At 70.6% G+C, this 25413-nt stretch carries 29 protein-coding genes; 15 read left to right on the forward strand and 14 right to left on the reverse strand.

Features of this window, described 5'->3' with window-relative positions; genetic code table 11:
• Window positions 1–9 precede the first annotated feature (9 nt).
• A complete protein-coding gene (locus KIK09_RS52210) occupies window positions 10–648 on the reverse strand; it encodes an O-methyltransferase (RefSeq protein WP_214327080.1) in 639 nt (212 codons plus the stop codon).
• A gap of 161 nt (window positions 649–809) precedes the next feature.
• Between KIK09_RS52210 and sigE the strand changes: the two genes are divergently transcribed.
• The 3 genes from sigE (at window position 810) to KIK09_RS52225 (ending at window position 3501) form a co-directional block, all read left to right on the forward strand.
• Window positions 810–1439, forward strand: coding sequence for an RNA polymerase sigma factor SigE (sigE, locus tag KIK09_RS52215; RefSeq protein WP_214327081.1), 630 nt, complete (start codon window positions 810–812; stop codon window positions 1437–1439).
• 2 nt (window positions 1440–1441) lie between these two features.
• Window positions 1442–1942 carry an anti-sigma factor family protein gene (locus KIK09_RS52220; RefSeq protein ID WP_214327082.1) on the forward strand — a complete coding sequence of 167 codons (501 nt, stop codon included), beginning with the start codon at window positions 1442–1444 and terminating at the stop codon, window positions 1940–1942.
• Between the two features lie 125 nt (window positions 1943–2067).
• Window positions 2068–3501, forward strand: coding sequence for a S1C family serine protease (locus KIK09_RS52225; RefSeq protein ID WP_214327083.1), 1434 nt, complete (start codon window positions 2068–2070; stop codon window positions 3499–3501).
• Between the two features lie 397 nt (window positions 3502–3898).
• Here KIK09_RS52225 and KIK09_RS52230 read toward each other — a convergent pair whose 3' ends face one another.
• Window positions 3899–4621, reverse strand: a complete 723-nt coding sequence (locus KIK09_RS52230) for a TetR/AcrR family transcriptional regulator (protein WP_308164808.1) — start codon at window positions 4619–4621, stop codon at window positions 3899–3901.
• Between the two features lie 106 nt (window positions 4622–4727).
• Between KIK09_RS52230 and KIK09_RS52235 the strand changes: the two genes are divergently transcribed.
• Window positions 4728–6212, forward strand: a complete 1485-nt coding sequence (locus KIK09_RS52235; RefSeq protein WP_214327085.1) for an MFS transporter — start codon at window positions 4728–4730, stop codon at window positions 6210–6212.
• 73 nt (window positions 6213–6285) lie between these two features.
• Complete coding sequence (locus KIK09_RS52240) at window positions 6286–6651, forward strand: sec-independent translocase (protein ID WP_214327086.1); 366 nt, start codon at window positions 6286–6288, stop codon at window positions 6649–6651.
• A 491-nt stretch (window positions 6652–7142) separates the two neighbouring features.
• On the opposite strand, the gene KIK09_RS52245 is transcribed toward KIK09_RS52240, so the two are convergent.
• Complete coding sequence (locus tag KIK09_RS52245; RefSeq protein ID WP_214327087.1) at window positions 7143–8285, reverse strand: Mrp/NBP35 family ATP-binding protein; 1143 nt, start codon at window positions 8283–8285, stop codon at window positions 7143–7145.
• Window positions 8286–8369: 84 nt separating this feature from the next.
• Between KIK09_RS52245 and KIK09_RS52250 the strand changes: the two genes are divergently transcribed.
• The gene (locus KIK09_RS52250) at window positions 8370–8822 is read left to right on the forward strand and encodes a MarR family winged helix-turn-helix transcriptional regulator (protein WP_308164809.1); all 453 of its coding nucleotides are present in this window, start codon (window positions 8370–8372) and stop codon (window positions 8820–8822) included.
• Here KIK09_RS52250 and KIK09_RS52255 read toward each other — a convergent pair.
• Entirely contained in the window at window positions 8740–9276 is a 537-nt protein-coding gene (locus tag KIK09_RS52255) for a DUF1003 domain-containing protein (RefSeq protein WP_214327088.1), read from the reverse strand. The two genes, KIK09_RS52250 and KIK09_RS52255, sit on opposite strands and share 83 nt — an antisense overlap.
• On the reverse strand, window positions 9263–10477 hold the full coding sequence (locus tag KIK09_RS52260) for a magnesium transporter MgtE N-terminal domain-containing protein (RefSeq protein ID WP_308164810.1): 1215 nt from the start codon (window positions 10475–10477) through the stop codon (window positions 9263–9265). Before KIK09_RS52260 ends, KIK09_RS52255 begins: the two co-directional genes overlap by 14 nt.
• Window positions 10478–10571: 94 nt before the next feature.
• On the opposite strand from KIK09_RS52260, the gene KIK09_RS52265 reads away from it, so the two are divergent.
• Complete coding sequence (locus KIK09_RS52265; protein WP_214327089.1) at window positions 10572–11528, forward strand: EamA family transporter; 957 nt, start codon at window positions 10572–10574, stop codon at window positions 11526–11528.
• Here the strand turns inward: KIK09_RS52265 and KIK09_RS52270 are convergent.
• A complete protein-coding gene (locus KIK09_RS52270) occupies window positions 11500–11847 on the reverse strand; it encodes a hypothetical protein (RefSeq protein WP_214327090.1) in 348 nt (115 codons plus the stop codon). The two genes, KIK09_RS52265 and KIK09_RS52270, sit on opposite strands and share 29 nt — an antisense overlap.
• Before the next feature lie 112 nt (window positions 11848–11959).
• On the opposite strand from KIK09_RS52270, the gene KIK09_RS52275 reads away from it, so the two are divergent.
• Complete coding sequence (locus KIK09_RS52275; protein ID WP_214327091.1) at window positions 11960–12892, forward strand: HpcH/HpaI aldolase/citrate lyase family protein; 933 nt, start codon at window positions 11960–11962, stop codon at window positions 12890–12892.
• On the opposite strand, the gene KIK09_RS52280 is transcribed toward KIK09_RS52275, so the two are convergent.
• On the reverse strand, window positions 12882–13427 hold the full coding sequence (locus tag KIK09_RS52280; RefSeq protein WP_214327092.1) for a DUF6529 family protein: 546 nt from the start codon (window positions 13425–13427) through the stop codon (window positions 12882–12884). The two genes, KIK09_RS52275 and KIK09_RS52280, sit on opposite strands and share 11 nt — an antisense overlap.
• Complete coding sequence (locus KIK09_RS52285) at window positions 13424–14089, reverse strand: hypothetical protein (RefSeq protein WP_214327093.1); 666 nt, start codon at window positions 14087–14089, stop codon at window positions 13424–13426. Before KIK09_RS52285 ends, KIK09_RS52280 begins: the two co-directional genes overlap by 4 nt.
• A gap of 155 nt (window positions 14090–14244) precedes the next feature.
• Between KIK09_RS52285 and KIK09_RS52290 the strand changes: the two genes are divergently transcribed.
• From KIK09_RS52290 to KIK09_RS52300, 3 genes are all read left to right on the forward strand, one after another.
• Window positions 14245–15144: a CPBP family intramembrane glutamic endopeptidase gene (locus KIK09_RS52290; RefSeq protein ID WP_214327094.1), complete on the forward strand. Its 900-nt coding sequence runs from the start codon at window positions 14245–14247 to the stop codon at window positions 15142–15144.
• Window positions 15145–15371: 227 nt separating this feature from the next.
• Complete coding sequence (locus tag KIK09_RS52295) at window positions 15372–18344, forward strand: hypothetical protein (protein WP_214327095.1); 2973 nt, start codon at window positions 15372–15374, stop codon at window positions 18342–18344.
• Between the two features lie 75 nt (window positions 18345–18419).
• Window positions 18420–19202, forward strand: coding sequence for an Imm10 family immunity protein (locus KIK09_RS52300; protein ID WP_214327096.1), 783 nt, complete (start codon window positions 18420–18422; stop codon window positions 19200–19202).
• Here KIK09_RS52300 and KIK09_RS52305 read toward each other — a convergent pair.
• Window positions 19175–19849, reverse strand: a complete 675-nt coding sequence (locus KIK09_RS52305) for a hypothetical protein (protein WP_214327097.1) — start codon at window positions 19847–19849, stop codon at window positions 19175–19177. The genes KIK09_RS52300 and KIK09_RS52305 overlap by 28 nt on opposite strands.
• A 61-nt stretch (window positions 19850–19910) precedes the next feature.
• Between KIK09_RS52305 and KIK09_RS52310 the strand changes: the two genes are divergently transcribed.
• A complete protein-coding gene (locus tag KIK09_RS52310; RefSeq protein WP_214327098.1) occupies window positions 19911–20228 on the forward strand; it encodes a hypothetical protein in 318 nt (105 codons plus the stop codon).
• Here the strand turns inward: KIK09_RS52310 and KIK09_RS52315 are convergent.
• The 5 genes from KIK09_RS52315 to KIK09_RS52335 form a co-directional block, all read right to left on the reverse strand.
• On the reverse strand, window positions 20218–20991 hold the full coding sequence (locus KIK09_RS52315; protein WP_214327099.1) for an alpha/beta fold hydrolase: 774 nt from the start codon (window positions 20989–20991) through the stop codon (window positions 20218–20220). The genes KIK09_RS52310 and KIK09_RS52315 overlap by 11 nt on opposite strands.
• Window positions 20988–21362: a VOC family protein gene (locus KIK09_RS52320; protein WP_214327100.1), complete on the reverse strand. Its 375-nt coding sequence runs from the start codon at window positions 21360–21362 to the stop codon at window positions 20988–20990. Before KIK09_RS52320 ends, KIK09_RS52315 begins: the two co-directional genes overlap by 4 nt.
• A gap of 100 nt (window positions 21363–21462) precedes the next feature.
• Window positions 21463–22419, reverse strand: coding sequence for a helix-turn-helix domain-containing protein (locus KIK09_RS52325; RefSeq protein ID WP_214327101.1), 957 nt, complete (start codon window positions 22417–22419; stop codon window positions 21463–21465).
• A 10-nt stretch (window positions 22420–22429) separates the two neighbouring features.
• Window positions 22430–22831 (reverse strand): hemerythrin domain-containing protein, encoded by a 402-nt coding sequence (locus KIK09_RS52330; protein WP_250575211.1) that lies wholly within the window; start codon window positions 22829–22831, stop codon window positions 22430–22432.
• A gap of 102 nt (window positions 22832–22933) precedes the next feature.
• A complete protein-coding gene (locus tag KIK09_RS52335; protein WP_214327103.1) occupies window positions 22934–23320 on the reverse strand; it encodes an NUDIX hydrolase in 387 nt (128 codons plus the stop codon).
• A gap of 47 nt (window positions 23321–23367) precedes the next feature.
• Here KIK09_RS52335 and KIK09_RS52340 point away from each other — a divergent pair, with 47 nt between their 5' ends.
• From KIK09_RS52340 to KIK09_RS52350, 3 genes are read left to right on the forward strand one after another with little or no spacing between them, the layout of a single operon-like run.
• A complete protein-coding gene (locus KIK09_RS52340) occupies window positions 23368–24027 on the forward strand; it encodes a DUF6758 family protein (RefSeq protein WP_250575212.1) in 660 nt (219 codons plus the stop codon).
• A gap of 27 nt (window positions 24028–24054) precedes the next feature.
• On the forward strand, window positions 24055–24669 hold the full coding sequence (locus tag KIK09_RS52345) for a MarC family protein (protein WP_308164812.1): 615 nt from the start codon (window positions 24055–24057) through the stop codon (window positions 24667–24669).
• 11 nt (window positions 24670–24680) lie between these two features.
• A complete protein-coding gene (locus KIK09_RS52350; RefSeq protein ID WP_214327105.1) occupies window positions 24681–25388 on the forward strand; it encodes an MBL fold metallo-hydrolase in 708 nt (235 codons plus the stop codon).
• Window positions 25389–25413 lie beyond the last annotated feature (25 nt).

Here is a 25413-nt window from a genome sequence, read left to right on the forward strand (position 1 = left end):
CCGTACGTCTCAGTCAGAGAGCTTGACGGCGGCGAGCAGCCCATCGCCCAGCGGCATCATCACCGCGCGCAGCCGGTCGTCGGCCTGCACCAGCTTGCCCAGCTCGCGGATCGCCACCGTGTCGGGGTCGCGCTGGGCCGGGTCGGCGACGCGGTCGTGCCAGAGGGCGTTGTCGAAGGCCACCACGCCGCCCACGCGCAGCAGGCGGACCGCCTCTGCCAGGTAGTCGGCGTACTCCTGCTTGGCGCCGTCGGCGAAGACCATGTCGTAGCCGCCGTCGGACAGGCGGGGGAGCACGTCCAGGGCGCGACCTGTGATCAACCTCACCCGGCCGCCGGAGAAACCCGCCTCCGCGAAGGCCTGACGGGCCAGTCGCTGGTGCTCGGGTTCCACGTCGACGCTGGTCAGCGTGCCGTCACCGCGCATGCCGCGCAGCAGCCAGAGGCCCGAGACACCGCAGCCGGTGCCGACCTCCACCACCGACTTGGCGTTGAGCGCCGTGGAGAGGAAGCAGAGCGCTGCCCCGCCCCCGGGAAGGATGGGCACCGCCCCCATCTCCAGGCCGCGCTGCCGCGCCGCGTGCAGGATCTCATCCTCGTGATGGAACTGCTCCGCATAGGCCAGAGTGGCCTCCACCGGGCTGGTCATCGGCCACCTCCCCCCACTTTCGTGCGATTGTTCACCGATCGCAGCCTAGGGGAGACACGCCGGTACGGGAACTCAAGTCGCGCCTTAGGCGTTGCAGGTTTAAACGGGCTTTGCCGGTCCGGAAGGTAGTCAGTACGCACGAGGGGACGAAAGCAGGCACTATGGCTGTAGCGGTGGTCCCAGAGAGAGGAGCCTTGGTGGACGAAAGCGACCACCAGGTGTCCGAGTGGACTCCCCCCACCTGGGAGGAGGTCGTGCGGACGCACTCCGCGCGCGTCTATCGGCTCGCCTACCGGTTGACCGGCAATGTCCATGACGCCGAGGACCTCACCCAAGAGGTCTTCGTCCGGGTCTTCAGGTCCCTGTCCAGCTACACCCCCGGCACGTTCGAGGGCTGGCTGCACAGGATCACCACGAACCTGTTCCTCGACATGGCGCGCCGCAAGCAGCGCATCAGGTTCGAGGGGCTCGCCGACGACGCGGCCGAGAGGCTGCGCGGGCGCGAGCCGTCACCGGCGCAGGCGTTCGACGACGCGCATCTCGAGCCGGACATCCAAGCCGCGCTCGACTCGCTCGCGCCCGAGTTCAGGGCGGCGATCGTGCTGTGTGACATCGAGGGCCTGTCCTATGAGGAGATCGCGGCCACGCTCGGCGTCAAGCTGGGTACGGTCCGAAGCCGTATTCACCGTGGCCGGGCGCAGTTGCGTGAGGCACTCGAGCATCGAGCGCCGCGCAGCTCTCAACTCCCCCCGCCAGTAAACCCGTCGGGGATCCGTGGGGAGGAAGTCTGAATATGTCGCATCTTGGAGAGCGTGTATCCGCACTCGTGGACGGCGAGCTCAGCCACGCCGAACGTGAGCGGGCCCTTGCCCACCTGACCTTCTGCGGCGACTGTCGGCGTGAGGTGGAGTCGATGCGGGCGCTGAAGTCGCGCCTGCGGTCGCTCGACGGTCCGGCGATGCCGGCCGACCTCACGATGTCGTTGCTGCGCATGGCAGAGCCTGGCGGGCCGTTGCCGCCTCGGGAGCGGCCTTTCCCTACCCGCACGTTCGGAGGGGTGCCGCTGCCTGGGCCGCACAGTATCGCCCCTTTGGACAACCGCCCCCGCACCGCTGGTGGGGCCACCGGCCCCGGTCGGGGGAGTAGGCGCCGCACGACGTACGTGGCGGTTGGCGTGGTCTCTGCCGCCGTGGCGCTCGGCACTTTCTTCGCGGTCGGCGGCGTCGGGCAGAACACGCCTCCGCCGGTCCAGTTGTTCGAGCGGCCTGTCACCACCCCTACCGCTACTCCGTAGCTGGGATACTTGGTAGGACGCAGCCAGCCGCGCTGGGGGCATACGATCGTGGTTTGTTGCTTTACGACTCTCGTATGCCGTGCGGACCAGGGTTGCGGTGTCCGAGCTAGGAGTGGTGATCGACAGTGACCGACGAGACGCGCCGTAGCACGCCGTCGGAGCGGCCGGACTTCCTGCCCGCGGGCGAGGGGGAGACGGCCTCGTTCGAGAACCCCTCCACGGGCTGGGGCGACCCGTCCGGCCGGCCACAGCCCTTCTTCCCTCAGGAGACCCTGTCGTTCGGCGTGCCCCAGGGGCCTCCTGCCGCCGCGTTCGGCGCGCAGGCCCCCGGCGGCGGCAACCCGCCGCCTCCGGCCGGGGCGATGGGGATGGGCGCCGGTTGGGCGCCGCCTCCCGGGCAGGGGTACGGCTCCAGCCCGGCACCCAAGCGCGGCGGGCCCAGCATCGGCCTGCTCGTCGCCCTCGCCGTGGTGATCGCGCTGGTCGCCTCCGCGCTCGGCAGCATCGGCACCTACCTGCTGACCAGGACCAGCGTCGGCAGCAACCCCTCCTACAGCCTCGGCCCGCCGCCGAGCGGCGTCATCAACCGCCCGCCCGACTCCGTGGCGGGCGTGGCCAACCGGGTCCTGCCGAGCGTGGTCTCGCTCGAGGTCAGCGGCTCGTCGGCCGACGGCGCCACCGGCTCGGGGTTCCTGGTCAAGGACGGCTACGTGGTCACCAACAACCACGTGGTCGCCCTGGCCGCCAAGGGCGGCGAGATCAAGATCATGTTCTACAACCGCAAGACCACCACGGGCCGCATCGTCGGCCGTGACCCGGGCTCCGACCTGGCCGTGGTCAAGCCTGAGGAGACGTTCGGCACCCCCGAGATCACGCTCGGCAACTCCGACCAGGTGGTCGTCGGCGACCCGGTCATCGCGATCGGCTCGCCGCTCGGACTGACGGGCACGGTCACCACCGGCATCGTCAGCTCGCTCAACCGCCCGGTCATCGCCGGCGACGAGAGCGGCACCAGCAACGAGGAGCCCGCCTACATCTCGGCCATCCAGACCGACGCCGCCATCAACCCCGGCAACTCCGGTGGCCCGCTGGTGAACGCCAGGGGCGAGGTCGTCGGTGTCAACTCGGCCATCGCCACGCTGAGCCGGTCGACCACCAGCCAGAGCGGCAGCATCGGCCTCGGCTTCGCGATCCCGGTCAACCAGGCCCGCCGCGTCGCCCAGGAACTCGTCACGACGGGCCACGCCAAGCGCCCCAAGATCGGCGTCACGCTGGACAAGGACTACCGCGGCGCGGGCGTCAAGATCGCCACCGGCAACCAGGGCGGCCGCCCGCCGGTCGACGCCAACGGCCCCGCGGCCAAGGCGGGCCTCAAGGCGGGCGACATCATCCTCGAGGTCGACGGCCTGCGCCTGCAGGACGGCAACGAGCTCATCGCCCTGATCCGCAGCAAGGCGCCCGGCTCCAAGATCACCATCCGCTACCAGCGCGCCGGCCAGGACCACACCGCCACCCTCACCGTCATGGGCGAAGACGAGCCCACCCCCACCCCGTCCTGACCGCTCTCGCCGCGCCGTTTGATCCTCGCCGCCGTACGACGCCCGGCCCCGCCGTCGTGCGGTTGATTCTCGCTGCTGTACGGCGGGCCGCCGCCACCGGCCGCCCGCCGCACTCCGGCTGACGACCCGCGCCCGGCGCTTCCGGCGAGTCGAGCACACAACCCGCCGCAACGCCGCCCCCAACCCGCCTACCGCGGCCCTCCACTCCGCCGCACGACAGCGCCGGGTCCCGCCGCCCCACATCTCGCCGACCCGGCGCTTGAGGGACCGCCGTGGTGGGCTCCGTCCTCGCACGTCCCTTGCTGCGCCGCGCAAGCGTCGGACGCTCCCGCACGCCTCCTCATCGCCCCTGGCGCGACCACCAGCGCCGTACGAGAGCGCCGGGCTCCGTCGCCCCCTAGTGGGGGAGTTGGGCGGCTAGGCCGTCGAGGAGCCAGGTTACGCCGAGGGTGAAGTCGGCTTCGTTGGTGTGCTTGGGGTCTTGCTGGCGTTTGGCGGTGTAGAGGGTGCGCAGGCGGGGGTGGTCGCGAACGGCGCGTTCCGCGGTGGGCCAGAGGCGGTCGTTGAGTTCCCGCTCGTCCATGCCGAAGCGGGCCAGCGTCGTGAGGAAGGCCGCGTCGGCGGAGCTGGCGCCGAGGATGAAGGCGACCAGGACGCTCATGGCGTGGTCCGCGAGCTCGAGCGTGAAGCCCGCCGACTCGAACAACGCCAGGAGATCCTCGGACAGGCGGACCATGTTGGGGCCGAAGTAGATCAGTCCGACCGCGCCGATGACAGAGGCCACCCAGGGATGGCGCAGGATCGTGGCGCGCAGGCTCGCCGCGAACGTGGTGGCGGCCTCGCGCCAGCCGTCGGGGCCCTCGGCGGCGGGGACCGTGACCTCGCCGAAGACCTCGTCCACGACCAGCTCGATCAGCTCGTCCTTGTTGGCCACGTGCGTGTAGAGCGAGGTGGCGCCGGCGTTGAGGCGGGTGCCGAGCTTGCGCATGCTCAGCGCGTCGACGCCCTCCTCGTCGAGCAGCTGGATGGCCTCCGCCACGATCTGGCGCTGGCTCAGCGCGGGCTGCTCGCGCCGCGTGCGTGGCGGGCGGGCCCACACCGAGGGAATCGGATCTGACACGGCATCAGGATAACGCCCAACCGTACATCGTGCGACTTGCCGCACAGTGTGCGGCGACCGTACACTGTGCGGAGTTACGTACACCGTGCGAGGCAAGGGAGTGTCCATGAATCCGCGGCGCTGGTGGATCCTCGGGGTCCTCTGCCTGACGCTGCTCGTCCTGAGCGTCGACAGCATGATCCTCAACCTGGCGATCCCATCGCTGATGCGGGACCTGAACGCGGACCCGGCCGACGTCCAGTGGGTGCTCGACGCCTACATCCTGGTGTTCGCCGGCGGCCTGATCACCGCGGGCAGCCTGTCCGACCGGTACGGTCGCCGGCGCCTGCTCGTGCTCGGGCTCGCGGTGCTGGGCGGGGCGTCGTTACTGGCCGCGTTCGCCTCGCTGCCGTGGCAGGTGGTGGCCTGCCGCGCGGTGATGGGGCTGGGGGCGGCGCTGGCGATGCCGAGCACGCTGTCGATCCTCATCACCGTCTTCGAGGAGGAGGAACGCAGGAAGGCGATGGCGGCCTGGAGCGCGGTGGGCATGCTCGGCGTCGTGGCAGGGCCCACGCTGGGCGGTCTGCTGCTGCAGCACTACTGGTGGGGCGCGGCGTTCCTGGTCAACGTGCCGCTGTCGATCGCGGCGATCGTGGCGGCGCTCGTCCTCATCCCCGAGTCGCACGCGCAGGCACGGCCCGCCGACCCGATCGGCGTGGTGCTGTCCATCGGCGGGATGACCGCGCTGGTGTGGGTGATCATCTCGCTGCCGCACGAGGGCTGGTCGGCGAGTCTGATCGTCTGGCTGGTCGTGGCGGCCGTGGCGCTCACCCTGTTCGCCGTGTGGGAGTCGAAGACGCCGCACCCGATGCTGCCGCTGTCGATGTTCCGCGACCGCGACTTCACCGGGGCGAGCCTGTCGGTGGTGCTGCTGATGTTCGCCACGGGGGCGCTGGAGCTGGGGCTGACGCAGTACCTGCAGTTCGTGCTGTCCTACGGGCCGATGAAGGCCGGGCTCGCGCTGGTGCCGATGGCCGTGGCCGCGGCCGGGTTCAACGTCGTGGGCGCCACCCTGGGCAAGCGGCTCAGCGACAAGACGCTGCTGGTGGCGGGGCTGCTGGTGATCGGCGCCGCGTTCGGCATCCTGGCCACGGTCGGCCCCGGCGACGGCTACCCGCCGGTCGCGCTCGCGCTCGTGGTCATCGGGATCGGGTCGGGGCTCGGCGGTCCCGCGGCGTACACGATGCTGATGGGGGCCATCCCGCGCGAGCACGCCGGGGTGGGCTCGGCGGTGAACGACACGATCCAGCAGGCGGGCCTGGCCGTCGGCGTGGCCGTCCTGGGCAGCGTGCTGTCTGCCGCCTACTCGGGCGCGCTGCCCGCGACCGTGCCCGAGGAGGCGAGGACCTCGATCGCGCACACGCTGGAGCTGGCCGCCACCAGGGGCTCGGCGGAGCTGGCTGACGCGGCCAGGGAGGCGTTCGTGTCGGCGATGTCGGTGGTGTCGATCGCCGGATTGCTGTTGTCGATCGCGGGTACCATCTTCGCCCTGGTCGTGGTGCGCGGCCGGACTCCGGCGGCCGATCGCCCAAAAGTGGACATAATTGGGTGAACCCTGGAGTCCGACCTGTGCCGTGGAAGGCATAGTCTGTGAGTGGTGCGATCGGACTGCAGTAGGAGCTCAGGTGTTCAATCTCGGGTGGTTGGAGATTGGAGCGCTGATCGTCATCGGCCTCCTCGTCTTCGGTCCCGACAAACTGCCTCAGGTCGCCTCTCAGGCAGGTAGGACGCTGCGCAACCTGCGGCGCATGGCCAACAACGCGCGCGACGACCTGCGGGCGGGGCTGGGTCCCGAGTTCCAGGACTTCGACCCGGCCGACCTCAACCCGCGCAACTTCGTGCGCAAGCACCTGCTCGACGAGGCCGAGGACACCTGGAACTCCCAGCCTGGGTCGCCCTCGCTCGAGCCCGCCATGGTCTCCCACATCGACGACCAGGTCGACGAACTCGGCTACGGCGAACTCCCCCCGTACGACGCCGAGGCCACGTAGGCCTTCTCTGCGAAGACGTTTCCCGTACGGGCTCTTTCCGCCTGTACGGCAGGCCGCCGCCCCCGGCCGCCCGCCGTACTCCGGCTGAGGGCCCGCGACCGGCGCTTCCGGCGAGTCGGTGCCATGTCCCGCCGTCACGGCGCTTCGTTCTCGTGGCACGCTCGGTCGCGGCTTCCCCGCCGCACAGGGCGCCGCCCCTCACCGCCCCACACCCCGCCGCCCCGGCGCCTGAAAGCCCCTGGACGCACCTGAGCCCCCACGGGACCCGCTCGGCCGGACTCCCCGGGATCCGCCTGGGCGGGCTTCTTGGGGCGTCCAGCGCGTGTGCGGCGGAGCAGGAGGCCGCGGTAGGCGGGTTACGGGCGTCGTAACGGCGCTCAGCCACCTATCGCCGGAGGAGCGTCTCCCTGGACAGAGGCCGGCCCTGTGCGGCGGGTGGCGTGAGCGGTGGCCCGCCGTACAGGGCCAAGCCTTACAAGACCAGGAAAGCGTCAGGAGGCGCGCGTCGGGGAGAGGTTGAGGTGGAGGCCCTTGAGGCTGCTGGAGCGCTTGCCGAGACCGTTGGCGATCTTGATGAGCTCGGCCGCCGCGGGCGTGTCGGGGTCGGTGAGGACCAGGGGCTTGCCCTCGTCGCCGCCCTCGCGCAGCCGCAGGTCGAACGGCACCTGGCCGAGCAGCGGCACCCGGGACCCGAGTGTCCGGGAGAGCGCGTCCGCGACCGTCTGGCCGCCGCCCTCGCCGAAGACCGGGATCCGCTCGTCGCAGTGCGGGCACGGGAGCCAGGCCATGTTCTCGATGACGCCGGCGATCTGCTGGTGCGTCTGGGCCGCGATCGAGCCCGCCCGCTCGGCCACCTCGGCGGCGGCCATCTGCGGGGTGGTGACGACCAGGAGCTCGGCCGTGGGCAGGCGCTGCGCGACCGAGATCGCGATGTCGCCGGTGCCGGGCGGCAGGTCGAGCAGGAGGACGTCGAGGTCGCCCCAGAACACGTCGCTGAGGAACTGGTAGAGCGCGCGGTCGAGCATCGGCCCGCGCCACACGACGGGGGAGTTGCCCTCGGGCTTGAACATGCCGACCGAGATGACCTTGATGTCGTGCGCCACCGGCGGCAGGATCATGTCCTCGACCTTGGTGGGGCGCTCGGAGGCGGCGAGCATGCGGGGGACGCTGTGGCCGTAGATGTCGGCGTCCACGATGCCGACCTTGAGGCCGTTGGCGGCCATGGCGGCGGCCAGGTTGACCGTGACGGACGACTTGCCGACGCCGCCCTTGCCGCTGGCCACCGCGATCACGCGGGTCAGCGAACCGGGCTGGTTGAAGGGGATCTCCTTCTCCGGGCCGCGGTCGCCGCGCAGCTTGGTCTGCAGGGCCTTGCGCTGCTCGGTGCTCATCACGTCGAGCTCGATCTCGACGCCCGACACGCCCTCCACTCCGGAGACCGCGTTGGTGACGTCACGGCGGATGGTGTCCTTCAGCGGGCATCCGGCGACCGTGAGGAAGACGCCGACGCGGACCGTCCCGTCAGGGGCGATGTCGATGCTCTTGACCATGTCGAGGTCGGTGATCGGGCGGCGGATCTCGGGGTCGATCACGGTCGCGAGGGCGGCCGTCACCTGGTCCTGGGTTGGTGCCATCGAAGTCTCGGCAGTCCTTAGTCGGGTATGTGAGACAGCTTCGCGAGCTGTTTAGGTGTCTGTGCAACGTTCTAAGGTTACTGCGTGACTGTTCTGCGCGACGAGGGCCTCACCACCGAGGAGCTGACTGTCTGGCGAATGCTGCAGCGCGCCCAGGTGCGGATCACCCGTCACCTGGAGGCGGAGCTCCTGCTCGCCCACGACCTCCCCCTGGCCAGCTACGACGTGCTCACGCAGCTGGCGGACGCGCCGGGGCGGCGGCTGCGGATGAACGACCTGGCCGACCGGGTGCTCCTGTCGCGCAGCGGGCTGACCAGGCTCATCGACCGGTTGCAGCGCGACGGGCTGGTCTCGCGGGAGGCCTGCGAGAGCGACGCCCGCGGCCTGTTCGCGGTCCTGACCGACACGGGAACGGTACGGCTGGCCGAGGCGACCCCCACCTACCTGCGCGGAATCAGGTCCCAGTTCCTCGATCTGCTCGGCCCGCAGGGGATCCGTCAGGTCCACGATCTGGCGGTCCGGCTGGATCTGCCCTGAGGTCCTCGGCCAGACGCTGGAGTTCGGAGCGGAGGAAGTCGCGGGTGGCCACCTCGTTCAGTGCGATCCTGAGCCCGGCGATCTCCCTGGTCAGATACTCGATCTCGGCCTGATTGAGCTCGGCGGCCTCCCTGTCCTGCTCGTACTGGATGCGGTCGCGGTCGCCCTGGCGGTTCTGCGCCAGCAGGATCAGCGGCGCGGCGTAGGAGGCCTGCAGCGACAGCATCAGCGTCAGGAAGATGAACGGGTACGGGTCGAACTTCAGGTTCGGCGGGGCGAAGATATTCCAGCCCACCCAGACGCCCACGAAGGCCGTCATGTAGACGATGAACCGCCCGGTGCCGAGGAACCTGGCGATCTGCTCCGACAGCCGGCCGAAGGCTTCGGGGTCGTAGTGCGGCCGGAGGCTGCGGCGCAGCGCCCTGGGCTGGTCCAGGCGTTCAGTCGTCGTCACTGGGATCCCCCTCGCGCCAGTCCTCGGGCAGCAGGTGGTCGAGCACGTCGTCGACCGTCACCGCGCCCACCAGGCGGCCGAGCTCGTCCACCACGGGCGCCGCCACCAGGTTGTAGTTGGCCAGGTAGAACGTCACCTGGGGCAGGGCCAGGTCCGGCCTGATCGGGTCGATCGACGGGTCGATCACGGCGCCGAGCAGCGTGGACGGCGGCTCGCGCAGCAGCCGCTGGAAGTGGGTGACGCCCAGGTAGGCCCCGGTGGGCGTCTCGGTCGGCATGCGCGTGATGTAGACCTGCGCGGCCACGGCGGGGGTGAGGTCGCTCTGCCTGATCTGCGCCAGGGCCTCGGCGACCGTGGCGCTCGGCGGCATGATCACCGGTTCGCTGGTCATCATGCCGCCCGCGGTCAGTTCCGGGTAGACGAGCAGCCGGCGCACGGGCGCCGCCTCCTGCGGTTCCATCAGCGACAGCAGGTGCTGCGCGTCGGCGGCGGGCAGGTCCTGCAGCAGGTCGGCCGCGTCGTCGGGACCCATCTCCTCCAGCACGTCGGCGGCGCGCTCGGGCTGCAGGGTGCCGAGGATGCCGATCTGGTCGGCCGGCGGCAGCTCCTCGAGCACGTCGGCCAGCCGGTCGTCGTCCAGCGCGGCCGCGATCTCGATGCGCCGCTTGCCCGGCAGTTCGTGCAGGGCGCTGGCCAGGTCGGCGGCGCGCATGGTCTCGAAGGCGGCGATGAGCCCGGCGGCGCCCTGATCCTTCTGGAGGATGTCGAACCCGGTGACCTCGCCCCAGCCGACGATCCTGGGCTCGCGCCGCCGCCTGCCCTTGTAGACGGCCACCTGGGTGACCTGCCAGGTCGACGTCCTGATCTCTTCGATGGCCACGTCGTAGACCGTCATCGGCTGGCCGTCCACGGTGACCTGCAGGTCGAACATCTGCCCGATGACGAGCGTCTCGGTGGCCCGCTGCTCGAAGCGGCGCATGTTCAGCCTGCCGGTGAAGACCACGGCGCCCGCCTCGATCCCGCGTACGCGGGTGATGGGCAGGAAGACCCTGCGGCGCGGCTGCACCTCCACGACCATGCCGTGGACGGCGGGCGGCTGGCCGTTGCGCAGGCCGACCACGACGTCCCTGATCCGGCCGATCTGGTCGCCCGCCGGATCGAAGACCGGGGTCCCGGCCAGGCGGGCCACGAAGATCTTCACGTCAGAAGGCTAACAGCCTGGGCGGATTGCGCCTTTGGTGCCTGGCATGTCAGTATCTAAAGGAGCAAACGGTAATTACTGCAAGGTGGTAGCAATGAGGCTCGGGGGGCTCGCGCTGGCCTTCGTGTCGGCGTGTTGTTTCGGGTTCTCGGGACCCATGGCCAAATATCTGATCGCGGCTGGGCTGGCGCCGATCGAGGCGGTCTGGGCGCGGATGGCGGGGGCGGGAATCCTGCTGCTGATCCTGCTGGCCGTCTTCAAGCCGCGGGCCCTGCGGATCCCCAGGTCGCGGCTGCCCTTCTTCGCCGCCTACGCCATCATCGCGGTGGCCGCGGTCCAGTCGCTGTACTTCGTGGCCATCACTCGGCTGCCCGTGGGCATCGCCCTGCTGCTGGAGTTCATGGCCCCGGTCATGGTCGTCGTCTGGGTGCGCTTCGTGCGCCGGGTACGGCTGGCCAGGGCCGCGTTCGTGGGCGCCGTGGTCGCCGTCGTCGGGCTGGCCATCGTGGTCGAGGCCTGGCAGGGGCTGCGGATCGACGCGCTCGGCCTGATGCTGGGGCTGCTGGCAGGGGCGTGCTGCGCCGGATACTTCCTGATGAGCGACAGCTTCGGCGACGATGTCGACCCGCTCGGCCTGATCGCCTGGGGCATGACCGGGGCGGCCGCGGCGCTGATCCCCTTCTCCAAGCCGTGGAACATCCCGTGGAGCAGGTTCACCGAGTTCGCCACCCCCGAGGGCGGCCACACGCTGCCGGTGCTCGGCGCCTACCTGTGGATGGTGGTCGTGGCCACGCTGGTGGCCTACATCCTCGGCGTGAACGCGGTGCGCCGCCTGTCGGCCGCGGTGGGCGCGACGGTCGCCTCGCTCGAGGTCATCGCCGGCGCCGTGGTCGCCTGGGGACTGGTCGGCGAGACGCTGGGCGGCTACCAGATCGTGGGCGGCCTCATCGTGCTGGCGGGCGCGCTGGTCGCGCAGACCGCCACGTCGAGGTCGCAGCCGCCGGTGCCCGCCCCCGAGCCGGTCACGCTGAATCTGGAACGGTCAGCCTGAACACGGTCGCCTCGGCGGCCCAGCGCTCCACCAGCCCCTCGGGGGCGTTGAGCCGCTCCTTGGCCAGGGCGGCGATCGCCTCCGGGTCGGTGGACCTCTCCACCCGGGCGTCGAACTCGACCAGCCTCGCGCCGTTGTCCTTGCTGCGCAGCGTGACGTGGACGGTGTCGAGGTCCTCCAGACCGGGCAGTTGCTGCTCGCCCTCGCCGGAGACCAGGTAGATCGCGCCCTCGTGCCAGGTGTGCCAGGCCAGGCGCGGCCGGTCCAGGGTGAGCCAGAGGATGCTGGACTTCTTGGCTCCCTCTTCGATGACGGTCACGCTCCGACTGTAGCCCCGATCGGCGGTACGGCCAGGCCGTACGAGATCCGGATGGGGGGCATAGACGGGGGCCCTCTGGCAGGCGTTCGAGGCGGGCCATTACCGTGTGCGCATGCGCTCACGTCGTTCCGTGCTGGCGGTGCCAGGCAGCAGCCCGCGCTTCCTCGAGAAGGCCCAGACGCTCCCCGTGGACGAGGTGTTCCTCGACCTGGAGGACGCGGTCGCGCCGCTGGCCAAACAGGAGGCGCGCAAGAACATCGTGGGCGCGCTGCGCGAGGGCGACTGGACGGGCAAGACCCGCGTGGTGCGCGTCAACGACCTGACGACGCAGTGGACCTACCGCGACGTGATCGAGGTCGTCGAGGGCGCGGGGGAGTTCCTCGACGCGATCATCCTGCCCAAGGTGCAGGACTCGACCGAGGTCGTCTGGCTCGACACGCTGCTCACCCAGATCGAGAAGACGATGGGCATGGAGGTCGGGCGGATCGGCATCGAGGCGCAGATCGAGAACGCCCGCGGCCTGGTCAACGTCGACACCATCGCCGGCTCCTCCAAGCGGCTGGAGGCGCTGGTCTTCGGTCCTGCCGACTTCATGGCCTCGATCAACATGCGCACGCTCGTCGTCGGGGAGCAGCCGCCCGGCTACACCGAGGGCGACGCCTACCACTACATCCTCATGCGGCTGCTGATGGCCGCCAGGATGCACGATCTGCAGGTGATCGACGGGCCGTACCTGCAGATCAAGGACGTGGAGGGCTACCGGCGGGTGGCGCGGCGGGCGGCCGCGCTCGGGTTCGACGGCAAGTGGGTGCTGCATCCGCTGCAGGTCGAGGCGGCCAACGAGGTGTTCTCGCCGTCGCAGGAGGACTACGACAGGGCCGAGCTGATCCTGGAGGCCTACGAGTACTACACGACGGTCGAGAAGCGCGGCGCGGCCATGCTGGGCGACGAGATGATCGACGAGGCCTCCCGCAAGATGGCCCTGGTCGTGGCCGCCAAGGGCCGCGCCGCGGGGATGCGGCGGACGCAGCGCTTCACACCTTGATCCCGATCGTGGTGAAGAACCAGAACGCCGAGGTCAGCCAGAGCCCGACCAGCGCGGTGAACACCAGCCCGCCGAGCACGGGCAGCGACCAGCCGGGCAGGCCGCGCTTGGGCAGCGCCAGCATCTTCGCGGTGAAGACGCCGTAGAAGAAGCAGCCGAGCAGCGAGTGGGCCATGACCCTGGGCACGTCGTACTGCAGGCCGAGCGCGTACAGGCAGTGGAAGGCGACCGGCACGGTCAGCAGGAACGCCAGCCGTCCCGACCAGCGGTGCACCCAGGCCGGGATCTTGATCCCGATCTTGCCCCACATGCTGAGCGCAGAGACCACCTGCACCACGGCCAGGACCAGGGCCCCTGTGGTCAGCCAGACCTTCATCGGCAGCGCGCCGGAGAACCCCGCGGGGCCCACCGCGAACCCGGTCGGCGTGTGGAGCTTGCCGTACACCCCGAGCGCGACCATGACCAGCCCGCCGACCAGCAGCGGGAGCAGCAGCACGGCGGCCGAGCGCCGCGGCGTGGTGGTGGCGGTGGTCATTGCATCTCCTGGATGAAGCCGTCGACGTCCTTGGGGTAGACCGTGGTCTGACCGAGCGTGACCGGATCGGTCGGCCGCTCGTCGTTGACGTTGGTGATCTGGATCTGCTTGTCGCCCTCGAAGGCGGCGCCCACCTGGTAGAAGCCGCCGCGCGGCTTGGCCAGCACGATCCATCCGGCGCGCAGCTTGGCGCCGCGGACGAACGCCGTGGCCCGGTACAGGCCGGACGGCTTGACCACGGTCGCGGCGGAGAAGTCCCACCGGTGGCCGCTGACCGCCAGCCAGCCCTTCGCCTTGCCGCCGCCCAGCGTGGCCTTGGCCTTGGCGTCGCCGAACCCGGCCAGGGCGACCTTGCCGTCGGCCTCGGTGCCCTTGAACCAGGCCTCGGTCTTACCGTCGCAGAAGTAGCCGATGGCCTTGCCGTTGCGCACGGAGACGGCGATCAGGCCGCCGTTCCCCTTCACGTATCCGGCGTAGTCGGCCTTCTCGATCGTCTTCGGCTTCGCCTTCGTGGGCGCCGGCGGGGCCGCCGACGTGGTGGTATCCGTCGTGGCGTACTCGTTGGTGTTGCTCGTCGGTGTCGCGACGACGCTGGCGACACCGAGCCCCGCGGCGAGCACTGCTCCCGCCGCCAGGGTGATGACAGGTCCCAGCCTTGACATGGCCTGCTCCCAGGTTCGAATGGCTTACGCCAGGAATATCCACCTCCTGGGGCGGGCCGTCTGTGAACAAATGCTCACCCGCCAGCCAGAATGTAAAGATGCACCCGTACGGCCAGCCGCCCTCTCCCTACCCGCACCCACGGCCCCCGTGGTTCATGCCTACCCCGCCAGGGCTGCGTTATGACCATCTGGCCAGGAACGCGGCCAGGCAGCCGTGGCAGCCGGTCGTCGGCACGATCGCGGTGGGGATCGCGTTCTTCGTCGTCGGGCTGGTCGTGCTGGTGGCCGGGGTCACCTTGGCGGCCTTCACGGGGCTGCCGCGCCCGATCGGCGACAACGGCCAGTTCACCGGCGACCCGGTGTACTCCATGGTCCTCCTGCTGCTGTCGATCGCGGCCGTGCTGCCCCTGGTGTTCGGCGCCGCCGCGCTGATCCAGCGGCGCAGACCCGGCACGCTGTCGTCGGTGGCGGGCAGGCTGCGATGGTCGTGGCTGGCGCAGTGCATGGTCGTCGCGGTGGTGGCGCTGGCGCTCGGTCAGGGCGCCCAGTACCTGGCGCTGTCCGCGGCCGGGCTGAACACCTCGGACATGCTCGGGTGGGCGGGCTGGGCCGGGTTCCTGCCCGCCCTCATCGTGATCGTGCTGCTGGTGCCGTTCCAGGCGGCCACCGAGGAGTACCTGTTCCGCGGGTGGTTCATCCAGGCGTTCGGCACCTACGTCCGCAACCCGGTGTGGTCGATCCTGCTGGGGTCGCTGCTGTTCGCCTCGCTGCACGGATACACGTGGGCGGGGTTGCTCGACGTGTTCAGCTTCGGCGTGGTCATGGGGTGGCTGGCCGTGCGGACCGGCGGGCTCGAGGCGCCGATCGCGATGCACGTGAGCAACAACATGCTGGCCTTCGGGCTGAGTGCGGCGGCCGGCGATCTGAACAAGGCGCTGCAGCAGGGGGAGGTGCCCTGGCAGTCGCTGGCGGGGACCGTGGTGCAGCTCGGGGCGTTCACATTCGGCGTGCTCTACCTCTCCAAAAAGCGGTCAATCAGCACCGTTTCTAAATAAATCACTCTGTGGTGTGGTGAATCTCACTAGAGAGGTCTCGCCATTCCGGCTCGGGCGTGTTGCTCTGGATCCTGTGGGGTCGAGGATTCCGGAGGTGATCATCGTGGCGTGGCGGGGTAGGGATACCCGCGTGCATCAGATTTTTCTCGAAAAATGCGCTTAAAACAGGACAGGCTGCCTGGAACGGTCCGTTAGTCCCCGACCAGTTCGACTAGGAGGTACGAGGCGTGGCCCCCGGCCCCAGCGACCCGCCACGGCGACCGCAGGACGGCGACCCGGACACGCCCGAGGAGCCGCGGATCAGCCACTCCCCGCCGGGACCCAGCGATGACAGCAGGCGGGGCATGCCCCTGGCCTCACCGTGGGGGATGCCGCCGTTCGCGGCGCCCACGCCCGAGGACGAGGAGCCGCCCGATCCGCCCAGGGGACGCCGGCCCTACAGCTCTCCCACGGCCGAGCCCGAGTCGCCGCCGCGCCGACGCCGGGTGGTGAACCGGCCCGACAAGCTCGTCGCCGGAGGCCCGCCGCGCGAGCCCGCTCCCGAGCCGCCCACAGAAGAGCGGCATCGCCCGCCCTACCGCGAGCCTCCGTACCATCTGCCGGAGCCTGTCCCCGTGGAGCCGGAACACCTCCCCGGCGAGGACGCTCCCCGCGAAGGCGAGGTCGCGGGGGACACCACCGAGGACCAGCACCCGGCACCCGACGTCTCCTACGACGACGTCTCCTACGACGAGGACTCCTACGACGAGGACGTCGCACCCGTTCACGACGAGGCCGCACCCGATCACGACGAGGTCGAGGCCAGCGGTGAGGACGAGGCCGTGCGGCGGGTCGGCCGTCCCCCTGGAGGCCGTCCCACCCGGCCCGACCTGCTCGTGGCGTCGGGACCGCCGCGCCCCACGGGCTCCAGCGGCCGCCACCACCGCGGCCCGTTACCAGCAGCCCTGCGCCGGTCGCTGCCCAAGCGGCGGCGCCGCGTGATGATGCCGATCGCCCTCCTGGCGGTGCTCGCCCTGGTGATCACGGCCGGGGTGATCGTGTGGCGCGACCAGACGACGCAGGAGACCGGCCTGCGCCTGGCCGCCGGCGTCGGCCGCGCCGCCGACGACCTGTTCACCGTCCCCTCCGCGGGCGACGGCTCCAACCAGAAGCTGATGGACCTGGCCTCGGTCGGCAAGGCCGTGGTCGCCGTGGGCAGCGACACCACCAGCCCGACGCCGCGCCCGCTGTTCCTGTTCTCGCCCGACGGCGGCCGCTCCTGGCAGCTCGGCCAGGTCACCGGCGAGTCCGGCACCTCAACCGTGCAGCGCGTGGTCGGCGGCAACGGGCTGTGGCTGGCCAGCGGCGGCGACGAGGTCGGCGGCGCGCGCGGGCTGTGGACCAGCGCCGACGGCTTCAGCTGGACCGCGGTCGAGCAGAGCGGCCTGACCGCGTTCCGTGGCGGCGACCTGGTCTACGACATCGCCAGGACCGGTTCGGGGTTCGTCGCGGTCGGCCGTACGACGCTGGAGGACGGCAGCGCGGGGCCCGCGGCCTGGCAGTCGGCCGACGGGCGGGCCTGGGAGCGCGTCGACACGCGCGGACTGGACGTGCGGGAGCTCAGGTCCGTGGTGGCCAGGGGCGACACCGTGGTGGCGCTGGCCCAGCCCGCGCAGGGCTCCGGGTCCCGCGTCGTGCGCTCCGTCGACGGGGGGCGGGGCTGGCAGGCGACGCCGTTCCTGCTTCCCGAGGCGGAGCCGCGGACGGGGACGCTGGCCGTGCTGCCCAAACAGTTCGTGCTCGTGCCGGTCCGCTCCCGCACCAGTGCGGGGGACGTACGGGTCTACTGCTCGCAGAGCGGCACGCAGTGGGCGCAGTGCGGCTCCATCCACGGGCTGAGCGGCCAGAGCCCGGGCATCGACGAGATGATCTCCTACCGCGGCGGGATCGCGGCCGTCGCCCAGGCCAACCTCGGCAAGTACGCGGTGCTGACCAGCGGCGACGGGCGAGGCTGGGCCAAGCGGGCCGAGCTGGGCAACCTGTCGGGCGCCACGCTGCGCGGCTTCGCGATCGCCGACTCCGGCACGCTGTTCGCCGGCGGAGACCAGGCGGCGGCCGACGTCGACAACCAGATCGTGCTCATGACAGCCCCGCCGCGCGGCGCCGCCTCGCGCGTGCCGCTCAACCGCGTCGACGGGCTGACCAGGATCGCCCGCGAGACGGCGCGCCTGGCCAACCACGCGGGCCGCTACGTCGCGGTCGGCTCGGCCTCCGGCGACGCCGCGATCTGGACCAGCCTCAACTGGAAGGGCTGGACCTCGATGAGCCTCGGCGGCCCGCGCCAGCAGTCGCTCTCGGACGTCGTGTACGGCAGGCGGGGCTGGCTCGCGGTCGGCAGCACCCAGACGGACGTGTCGGTCACCGAGCCGCTCCTGGTGGGCTCCTCCGACGGACGCACCTGGAAGCAACTGGCCGCCACCGGCGACCTCGCCCGCGACCAGGGCCACCCCTACCTCGACCTGCACGCCGCGGCCGCGGGCCAGAAGGGGTACGTGCTGGCGGGCGAGTCGAGGGACGCCTCGGGCACGGCCGCCGCGGCCCTGTGGTTCACCCCCGACCTGCGCAAGTTCACCAAGTCCAAGAAGCTGCCGCAGGGCGGCTCGGGAGTGCGCGTCCACGCGGTGGCCGCCACCTCCACCGGCTACGTCGCGGTCGGCGGCTCAGGGACGGGTGAGCAGGAGAGCAGCGTCGTGTGGACCTCGGAGGACGGCGTCAACTGGACCCCGCGCAAGCGGGTCTCCCCGCCGGACGCCAGCGCGGCCGGGCTGCGCCAGATCACGGCCTACGGCGACCGGCTGGTCGCCATCGGCGTCGGCAACACCGACCGCCCCTTCTCGGCGGTCTCGGAGGACGACGGCAAGACCTGGACCACGGCCTGGATGGACGAGTCGTCGGCGGTCACGGACCTGGCGGCGACCTCGGACGGCCTCGTCGCGGTCGGCTGGCACGGCCGCCCGGGCGAAGCGGACAGCGCCGCCTGGACCTCCACGGACGGCCAGACCTGGACCCGCCACGACCTCACCACGGATCGGCTCGCGGGGCAGGGCATGCAGTGGCTGGCCGCCGTCACCATCGCCGGCCGCGACGTCGTCGCCCTGGGCCGCTCCACCACCTACAACGCCGACCACCTAACCCTCTGGACGTCGACTCTTACGCCTTGACCCCCTTTGCAGGATCATGGCCCGATGAAGCGCCAACGTGGGCACGAACTCTGCGTCGAGATCGGCAGGAGAGTGATGTCCCAGGCCCCGGAAGGGTGGCAGGACGTCGAGCTCGACCGCCTCCAGCTCGGCACCTCGCACATCACCACGATCACGTTCCTGATGGCGGACGGCACCCGACAGGCGGGGCACATCGACGGACTCGACGACCTCTATCTGGGGCTCAAGGCCGCCGATTACGATCCTGGCGAGGGGACATGGTTCCGCCACAAGCTGCAGTACAGCCTCCATGGCAGCTCCTACAACGCAACGTCGCACACCTTCATGCGCGATTCACCTTTCGACGAGGGCCGTGACCTGCCTTCCGCCGCGTATGCGGAGGAGCTGTCCAGGTTTCCGCGCAGGAGCAAATTCGTGCCGCCGTGGATGCTCGCGCGCTGGCCCGACGACCTCCCGGTACCCTTCGCGGCCGAGCCGAGCCTGTCCTTCATGGCGGCCCGCATGGTCGGGCGGGATGACGGGCCGGAGGTGGTCACGTTCGGGCTGGCGGAAGAGGAAGACGGGACCGGCCGGGCGCTGATCTTCATGATGTCCGTGGACGAACCGGACGACGATTACTGCATCGTGCGCGAGGACCAGGCAGGCACCACCTACGGCGGTGTGACCGAATGCGGGCTCTCCTCCAGGCGCCTGAGGCTGTGTTTCACGGAGGAGGCCGCTGAGGAGCTCGACGTGGCGCCCGTGGTTCACATCGACCTGGTGGTTGATGACGAGGGGCTCGAGCTGGTGCGGCGTAGTTTGCGGGAGATCTTGATGTCGGGGCCGGTGGATCAGCGCCCGCGCGTTCTGAAGCTGTGAGCGGAGGCGCGGATGCGGTCCGTGAGGCCGGAGGCGGTGGCCAGGTTGAGGAGGATCGTCAGGGTCAGGCCCACGAGAGCCCACCTCAGTGACGACCGCAGGTCGGCGTCGGACGTGGGGCGGGGGGAGAGGCGGCCGGTGGGGTCGTAGGCGACCTGGATACTGGCGCCCTTGCCGGCCGTGGCGTGGGTGGTGGTCATCGTCGTGATCGACGGGGCGGCGCAGCGGAGGGTGTGGTCGTAGTAGGTCGTGCTGCTGGAGCTGCTGGTGCCGTCGGCGTGGGTGGTCGTGGAGTACACCGTGCGGGTGTTGACCTTGAGGATGGTGCAGGCCGTGACGGCGCCGCGATCCTGCAGGACCCAGGCCTCGTAGGCCGTGCGAGCCTGGAAGGTCGCCGTGCTGAGGGCGAGGAAGACCAGGATGCCGACCAGGCAGCCGTCGTGGACGGACACGTTGCCGAAGATCAGCAGGAAGGCGCCCAGCGTGATCAGGATGCTGAGCACGCTGCCGACCCAGTTGTCGAGGAAGGGCGGGGGAGTGGCCGAGATGGCGGCGGCGCCCACGGCCACCGCGACGGGCAGAAGTGGGTAGCCGATCGATACGAGCGGCCACATGGCCACCCGCCGCACCCCGCTCAGTCGCTTCACCACCGCCACCAAGATCCCCCATGTGACGCAGTGCGGTCAACCCATCACGCATACTCGGCACATGACACCGCAGGAAGATTTCGACCGGATCGGGACAGAGATGGCCGACCTGGGCGTGGTGATCGCCAAGGTCTTCGGCAAGCCGTCCTACAAGGCCGCCAACGGCAAGGCGTTCGCCTGCCTGTTCCAGGAGGGGCTGGCGTGCCGGCTGGTCCAGGGGAGCGCCGAGCACGCCGAGGCGCTGGCCCTGGAGGGCGCCACGCTGTTCGACCCGTCGGAGCGGCACCGGCCGATGAAGGACTGGGTGTCGGTGCCGCACGCGCACGCCGGCCGCTGGCAGGACTACGCCGAGACGGCCCGCGAGCGCGTCATGCGGTGAAGAACTCCAGCAGTTCCGGCGCGAGCGCCTGAGGGTCCACGTTGTGGGTCTGGCCCTCCAGCACCCGGTGGGTGGCGTTGGGGACCGCCGCGGTGACGGCCAGCGCCGCGTTGGCCATCCAGGCCGGGCCGGCGCCGCCCGACAGCACCAGCGTGGGCTGCCGGATCGTCGCCAGCCGCGCCGCGGGCAGTGCGTTGCCCGGGCCGAGCACGGCCGCCTCGTAGGCGAGCGTGTGCGCCACCGCCTCCGACTCCTTCCAGTACGGCTGGCCCCGCATCCCGGCGACCACCTCCGCGGGTACCTCGGCCGCCTCCGTCATGAACACCTCGACCGCGTCTCCGCGGCGGCCCTGCCGTACCAGGGAGGCCAGGCGGTCGGCGAAGTCGTTGCCGATCGGGGGCGCGGAGGGGTCGACGTGGTAGGGCGGCTCCCAGACGGCCACCTTCGTGATGGCGGGCAGGCGCGCTGCCGCCTCGAGGACGAGGGCCCCGCCCGAGGAGCCGCCGAAGACCATCGCGGTGCCGGGGATGAGCGCGGCCACGTCCTCGATCTCGCGCTCGACGGCGTAGGGCGGGGTGTCGCCGCTGTCGCCGCGCCCGCGGCGGTCGTAGTTGACGACGGTGAACCAGGGCGCCAGGGCCGACGCCACGCCGCGGAGCGTGGCGTGGCGCCGGTCGGTGAAGGCGCCGTGCACCAGGACGACCATGGGGCCGGAGCCCGTCGTGTCACTGGCGATGCGGGTGCCGTCCGCCGAGATCGTCATGGCTGGATCAGGCACAGCGCGGCCCAGTGGTGGCCGTCGAGGTCGCGGAAGCCGCGCAGGTAGCGGCCGTCGGCGTTGGTGGGCTCGCCGACCGGGGCGGCCCCTGCGGCCAGGGCCTTGTCGAGCAGGGCGTCGACCTCCTGCGGGTTCTCCAGGCCGAGGACCAGGATGGCCTGGGTGCTCTCGCGTGGATCGCCGACCTGCTTCTCGGCGAACGTGGCGAAGGTGGGCTCGGCGATCAGCATGACCTGGGTCGTGTCGCTGATGATCACCGAGGCCATGTCCTCGGTCGCGCCGAAGTGGTCGAAACCGAGGTCGGTGAAGAACTGCTTCGAGCGGTTCACGTCCTTGACCGGGATGTTCACAAACATGACGGGCATCTCTGGGTTCCTCTCTCATTCGTGCTGATGTGCCATCAGTCTGCGTTCGGAGAGGGTGCCGAGTCTTGGATGTGCGTGCCGGGTCGATTGACTATGCGCGCATGCGCCGGTATTCGGCGGGCGGCATGCCGTACGTCTGCTTGAAGAGCCTGCTGAAGTGGGCGGCGTCGGGCAGGCCCCAGCGGGCGGCGACCGCGCTGACCGGCAGCGTGCGCAGGAGGGCGTCGGCCAGATCGGCGCGGCAGCGTTCCAGGCGACGGTGCCTGATCCAGGCGGCGACCGTGGTGTTCTGCGACTCGAACAGCCGGTGCAGGTAGCGCAGCGAGACGTGGTGGGCGGCGGCGATCATGCCGGGGTCGAGGTCGAAGTCGCCCAGACGCTGCTCGATGAAGTCGTGGACGCGCATGAGCAGCGCGCGCTGCTGTGTCTCCGGCGGTAGCACGGCGGTCTGGTCGGCGCGCTCGGCGATGGCGGTGGTGATCAGGTTCAGCACCACCGACGACAGCCTGGCCGCGCTGGCCGGCTGGTAGGTCTCCAGGTCGAGTGCCACCCGCCGCAGCAGCGGCCCGGCCAGCGCCGCGGCGCCCTCGTCGGGGGCGAACGGCACCGCGGTGAGCGCGCGGACGGGATCGCGCAGCAGCGTGAGCGACTCGTGCGGCAGGCTGAAGACCGCGAGCTCCACCGCCGAGTCGTAGGCCACGTCGTAGGGCTGGGTGAAGTCGTAGACGGCGAACTCGCCGGCCCGCAGCCGTGACGAGCGCTCGCGCTGCGTGAGCACGAGGCTGCCCGACATGACCAGCACCACCCGGTACAGCTCAGGGTTGTCGCGGCGGATCAGCCCGGGGGTGCGGTGCATGCTGTGCGGGGTGGAGGTCATGGCGTGCGCCACGGTCACGGTGTCGAGTCGCCCGGCCTCGATCTGGCCCCTCAGTGGCGCGTCTGGGTCGATCCGCAGGTCGAGGGGGCCGAGGGTGTCGCAGACGATCCCGCGCCAGGCGTCGTGGCGGCGGTTCTCGGGAACGTCGGAGGCCCGGATGAGGATGGCCATGACAGGCGCATCATACGGTCAAGCCTTCGAGTTCCTCCAGGCCGTTGAGCGCCTCGACGATCTTCCGCTCCTCGAAGGAGAAGTGGGATTCCATGATGGCCGCCAGGCCGTCCAGCTCGCTGTCCCTGGCCTGCGGATCGTCGATCACGGCCTCGATCCTGAGCAGGATGTCGGTGATGAGTCCGTGGTCGCGGCTGAGATCCTCGAGCACCGGGCGGAGCTCGGGGTGCCGCTCGGCCAGGGTGGGGAAGACGCTCTCGTCCTCGCCCGAGTGGTGACGGGTCAGCGCCGAGCAGAAGGCCAGGCAGTGCGACCGCAGATCCTTCGGCCCCTCGGAGCCGGAGCGGAGCCGGGCGAGCTCCGTGCGGAGCAGGTCGTGCATCTCGATGAGTTGGGTACCGAACGCCTTCATGCGCTCATGTGAGGTTTCCAAGGATTTCCCATGGTCCGACGCCTCCATGCCCGCGGTGGTCTTGTTGCCGGGTGCACGCGACGCTGAGGCGGGATTTCACCATCAATCGGGCAAACCGTCAAGCGTGCCCCACGAGGTCAGCGTCGGCAGGAGGCCCTCCGTCAGCGGCATCCCGCGCATCTCGGCCATGGTGCACCAGCGGGCGTCGGCGGCGTCGTCGCCGGGCGTCAGGGTGCCGCCGGTGACCGTGGCCAGGTAGTCGCGGATCAGGTAGTCGCCGCGGACCACCGTGCCGGCCAGGGGGCCGACCTCGACCACCAGGCCGGTCTCCTCCAGCACCTCACGCTCGACCGCTGCCACATCCGACTCGCCGGGTTCGACCCGGCCGCCCGGGATCGACCACAGGCCCTCGCCGGGTGGATGGCCCCGCCGTACCAGGAGCAGCCGGTGGTCCAGCAGGATGACCGCGCCGACACAATTTACGAGCACATGACCAAGATTACGACGCGATAACGGGGCGCGCTCTTGACGGAACCATGGTGCAGGAAGCACCGTGGGTAGCTGTGAGAGCGGCTCCAACCTGCCCACGGTGCTTTGGCCCGCTTCACGGGCCCAGTGTGTGGTCCAGCGCCTGGCGGTGTGACGCGCACGGTGACGTCCTGCCCTACCAGCCGCCCTGGCCGCCGTCCTCCTCGGCGATCGAGAACCTGCGCAAGACCTCCGTCGTGCCCGTCTGGCTGCCCTGGCCGCTGCCCGCGGGCTGGCTGGTGACGGGGTTCGGCGAGGTCGGCGACGGGCGTAGCGGGGCCAGGGCCAGCGTGGTGGCGCTGTCGGGTCCCGCGCTCGCGCAGGGGCCCGCCGACCTGCTGATCATCGCGGAGGAACCCGGCGTCGGGCTGGGTGCCGCCTTCGCCGGGCTGGACGGGCCCGACCCCGGGCAGGGGTTCGACGCGGGACCGCCCAACGCGAAGATCGACGTGCTCGGCCACCCGACCGCGCTGTGGTGCGTGGGCGGGGTCGAGGATCGCGCGGTCTACGCGGGCGAGGCGCTGGGCAACTGGCTGTGGACGATCGCCTGGCCGGCGGACGCGGGCTGCGTGATCGCGTTGCTGCAGCTCAACCTGCGCGACCTGCGCGACCAGGACCAGGACCTCGATCTGCCGTTCGGGGCCTTCTCTCCTAGACTGGACGACTGAGACGCCTCCCCCCACGCAGGGGGAGTGGTGTTCGACATCCGGTTCTTCGTCGAGGCGTTCGTGACGATGTTCGTCATCATGGACCCGCCCGGCGTCATCCCGCTGTTCCTGGCCTACACCGGTGGCCGCACCCAGCAGCAGCGCAGGCGCATCGCCTGGCAGGCCGCCGTCACCGCCTTCTGCCTGATCGTGATCTTCGCCGTGTTCGGCCAGGCCATCCTGAGCTATCTGCACGTCGAGGTGGCCGCCATGCAGATCGCGGGCGGCCTGCTGCTCCTGCTCGTCGCGCTGGAGCTGCTGCGCGGCCAGACCGAGCCGCGGGCCGACTCGGTGCCCTCCAGCGTCAACGTGGCGCTGGTGCCCCTGGGCACGCCGCTGCTCGCCGGGCCAGGCGCGATCGTGGCGACCATCGTCTTCGCCCAGCAGGTCGGCAGCCACAGCGGCGGCATCCTCGCGCTCGGGCTGGCGATCGCCGCGGTGCACCTGATCCTGTGGCTGTTCATGCGCTTCTCGGTCAGCATCATCCGGGTCATCAAGGAGAACGGCGTGGAGCTCGTCACCCGCATCGCGGGTCTGCTGCTTTCCGCGCTGGCAGTGCAACTCATCATCAACGCGATTCGCTCTCTCTCCCAGACGGGCTAGGCTTCGGAATCGTGACAGCGCGTATCGAGCGAGTGGTGACCGAGGGCGTCGTCGACATCGACGGCGTCGAGCACAAGGTCGAGAACAATACCTGGATCGTGGGCGACGACGACGAGGTCATCGTCATCGACCCCGCCCGCGACGCCGAGAAGATCATGGAGCAGGTCGGCGACCGCGAGGTGCTCGCGGTCATCTGTACGGCCGGCCTGCCCGACCACGTGGGTGCCGCCATCGAGGTGGCCAGCCGCGACGAGGCGATCGTCGCCCTGCACCCCAAGGACAAGCCCCTGTGGCGGGAGACCTGGTCGGAGACCTGGCCCGACATCGACATGGAGGACGACGGCATCTTCGGTGTCGCCGACGTCCAGCTCGACGTCATGGAGACGCCCGGCGTCACCCCTGGTGGGGTGTCGCTCTACTGCGAGGCGCTCGAGGCGGTCTTCACCGGCAAGACGCTGCAGGCCGACGGCCCCGGCAAGCTGGGCGGTGAGTACCCCGGCCTGGCCGACCAGCTCACCGCGATCGGCGGCAGGCTGTTCACGCTGCCTGGCGCCACCCGGGTGCTGGCCGTCCACGGTGACGAGGTGACGATCGGCGACCTGGAGCCGCACTTCGACGACTGGGTGTCGGGGTCGCTGACCCGCGAGGACAAGCCGGAGGGCCCGCTGACCGACGCCTCGGGCATCGCCGGGATCAAGATCGAGCCGAGCGACGACTAGGTGTACGACCAGCTCCCGCTGGACG

The sequence above is a fragment of the Nonomuraea sediminis genome (genome assembly GCF_018531495.1).
GTDB lineage: Bacteria > Actinomycetota > Actinomycetes > Streptosporangiales > Streptosporangiaceae > Nonomuraea > Nonomuraea sediminis.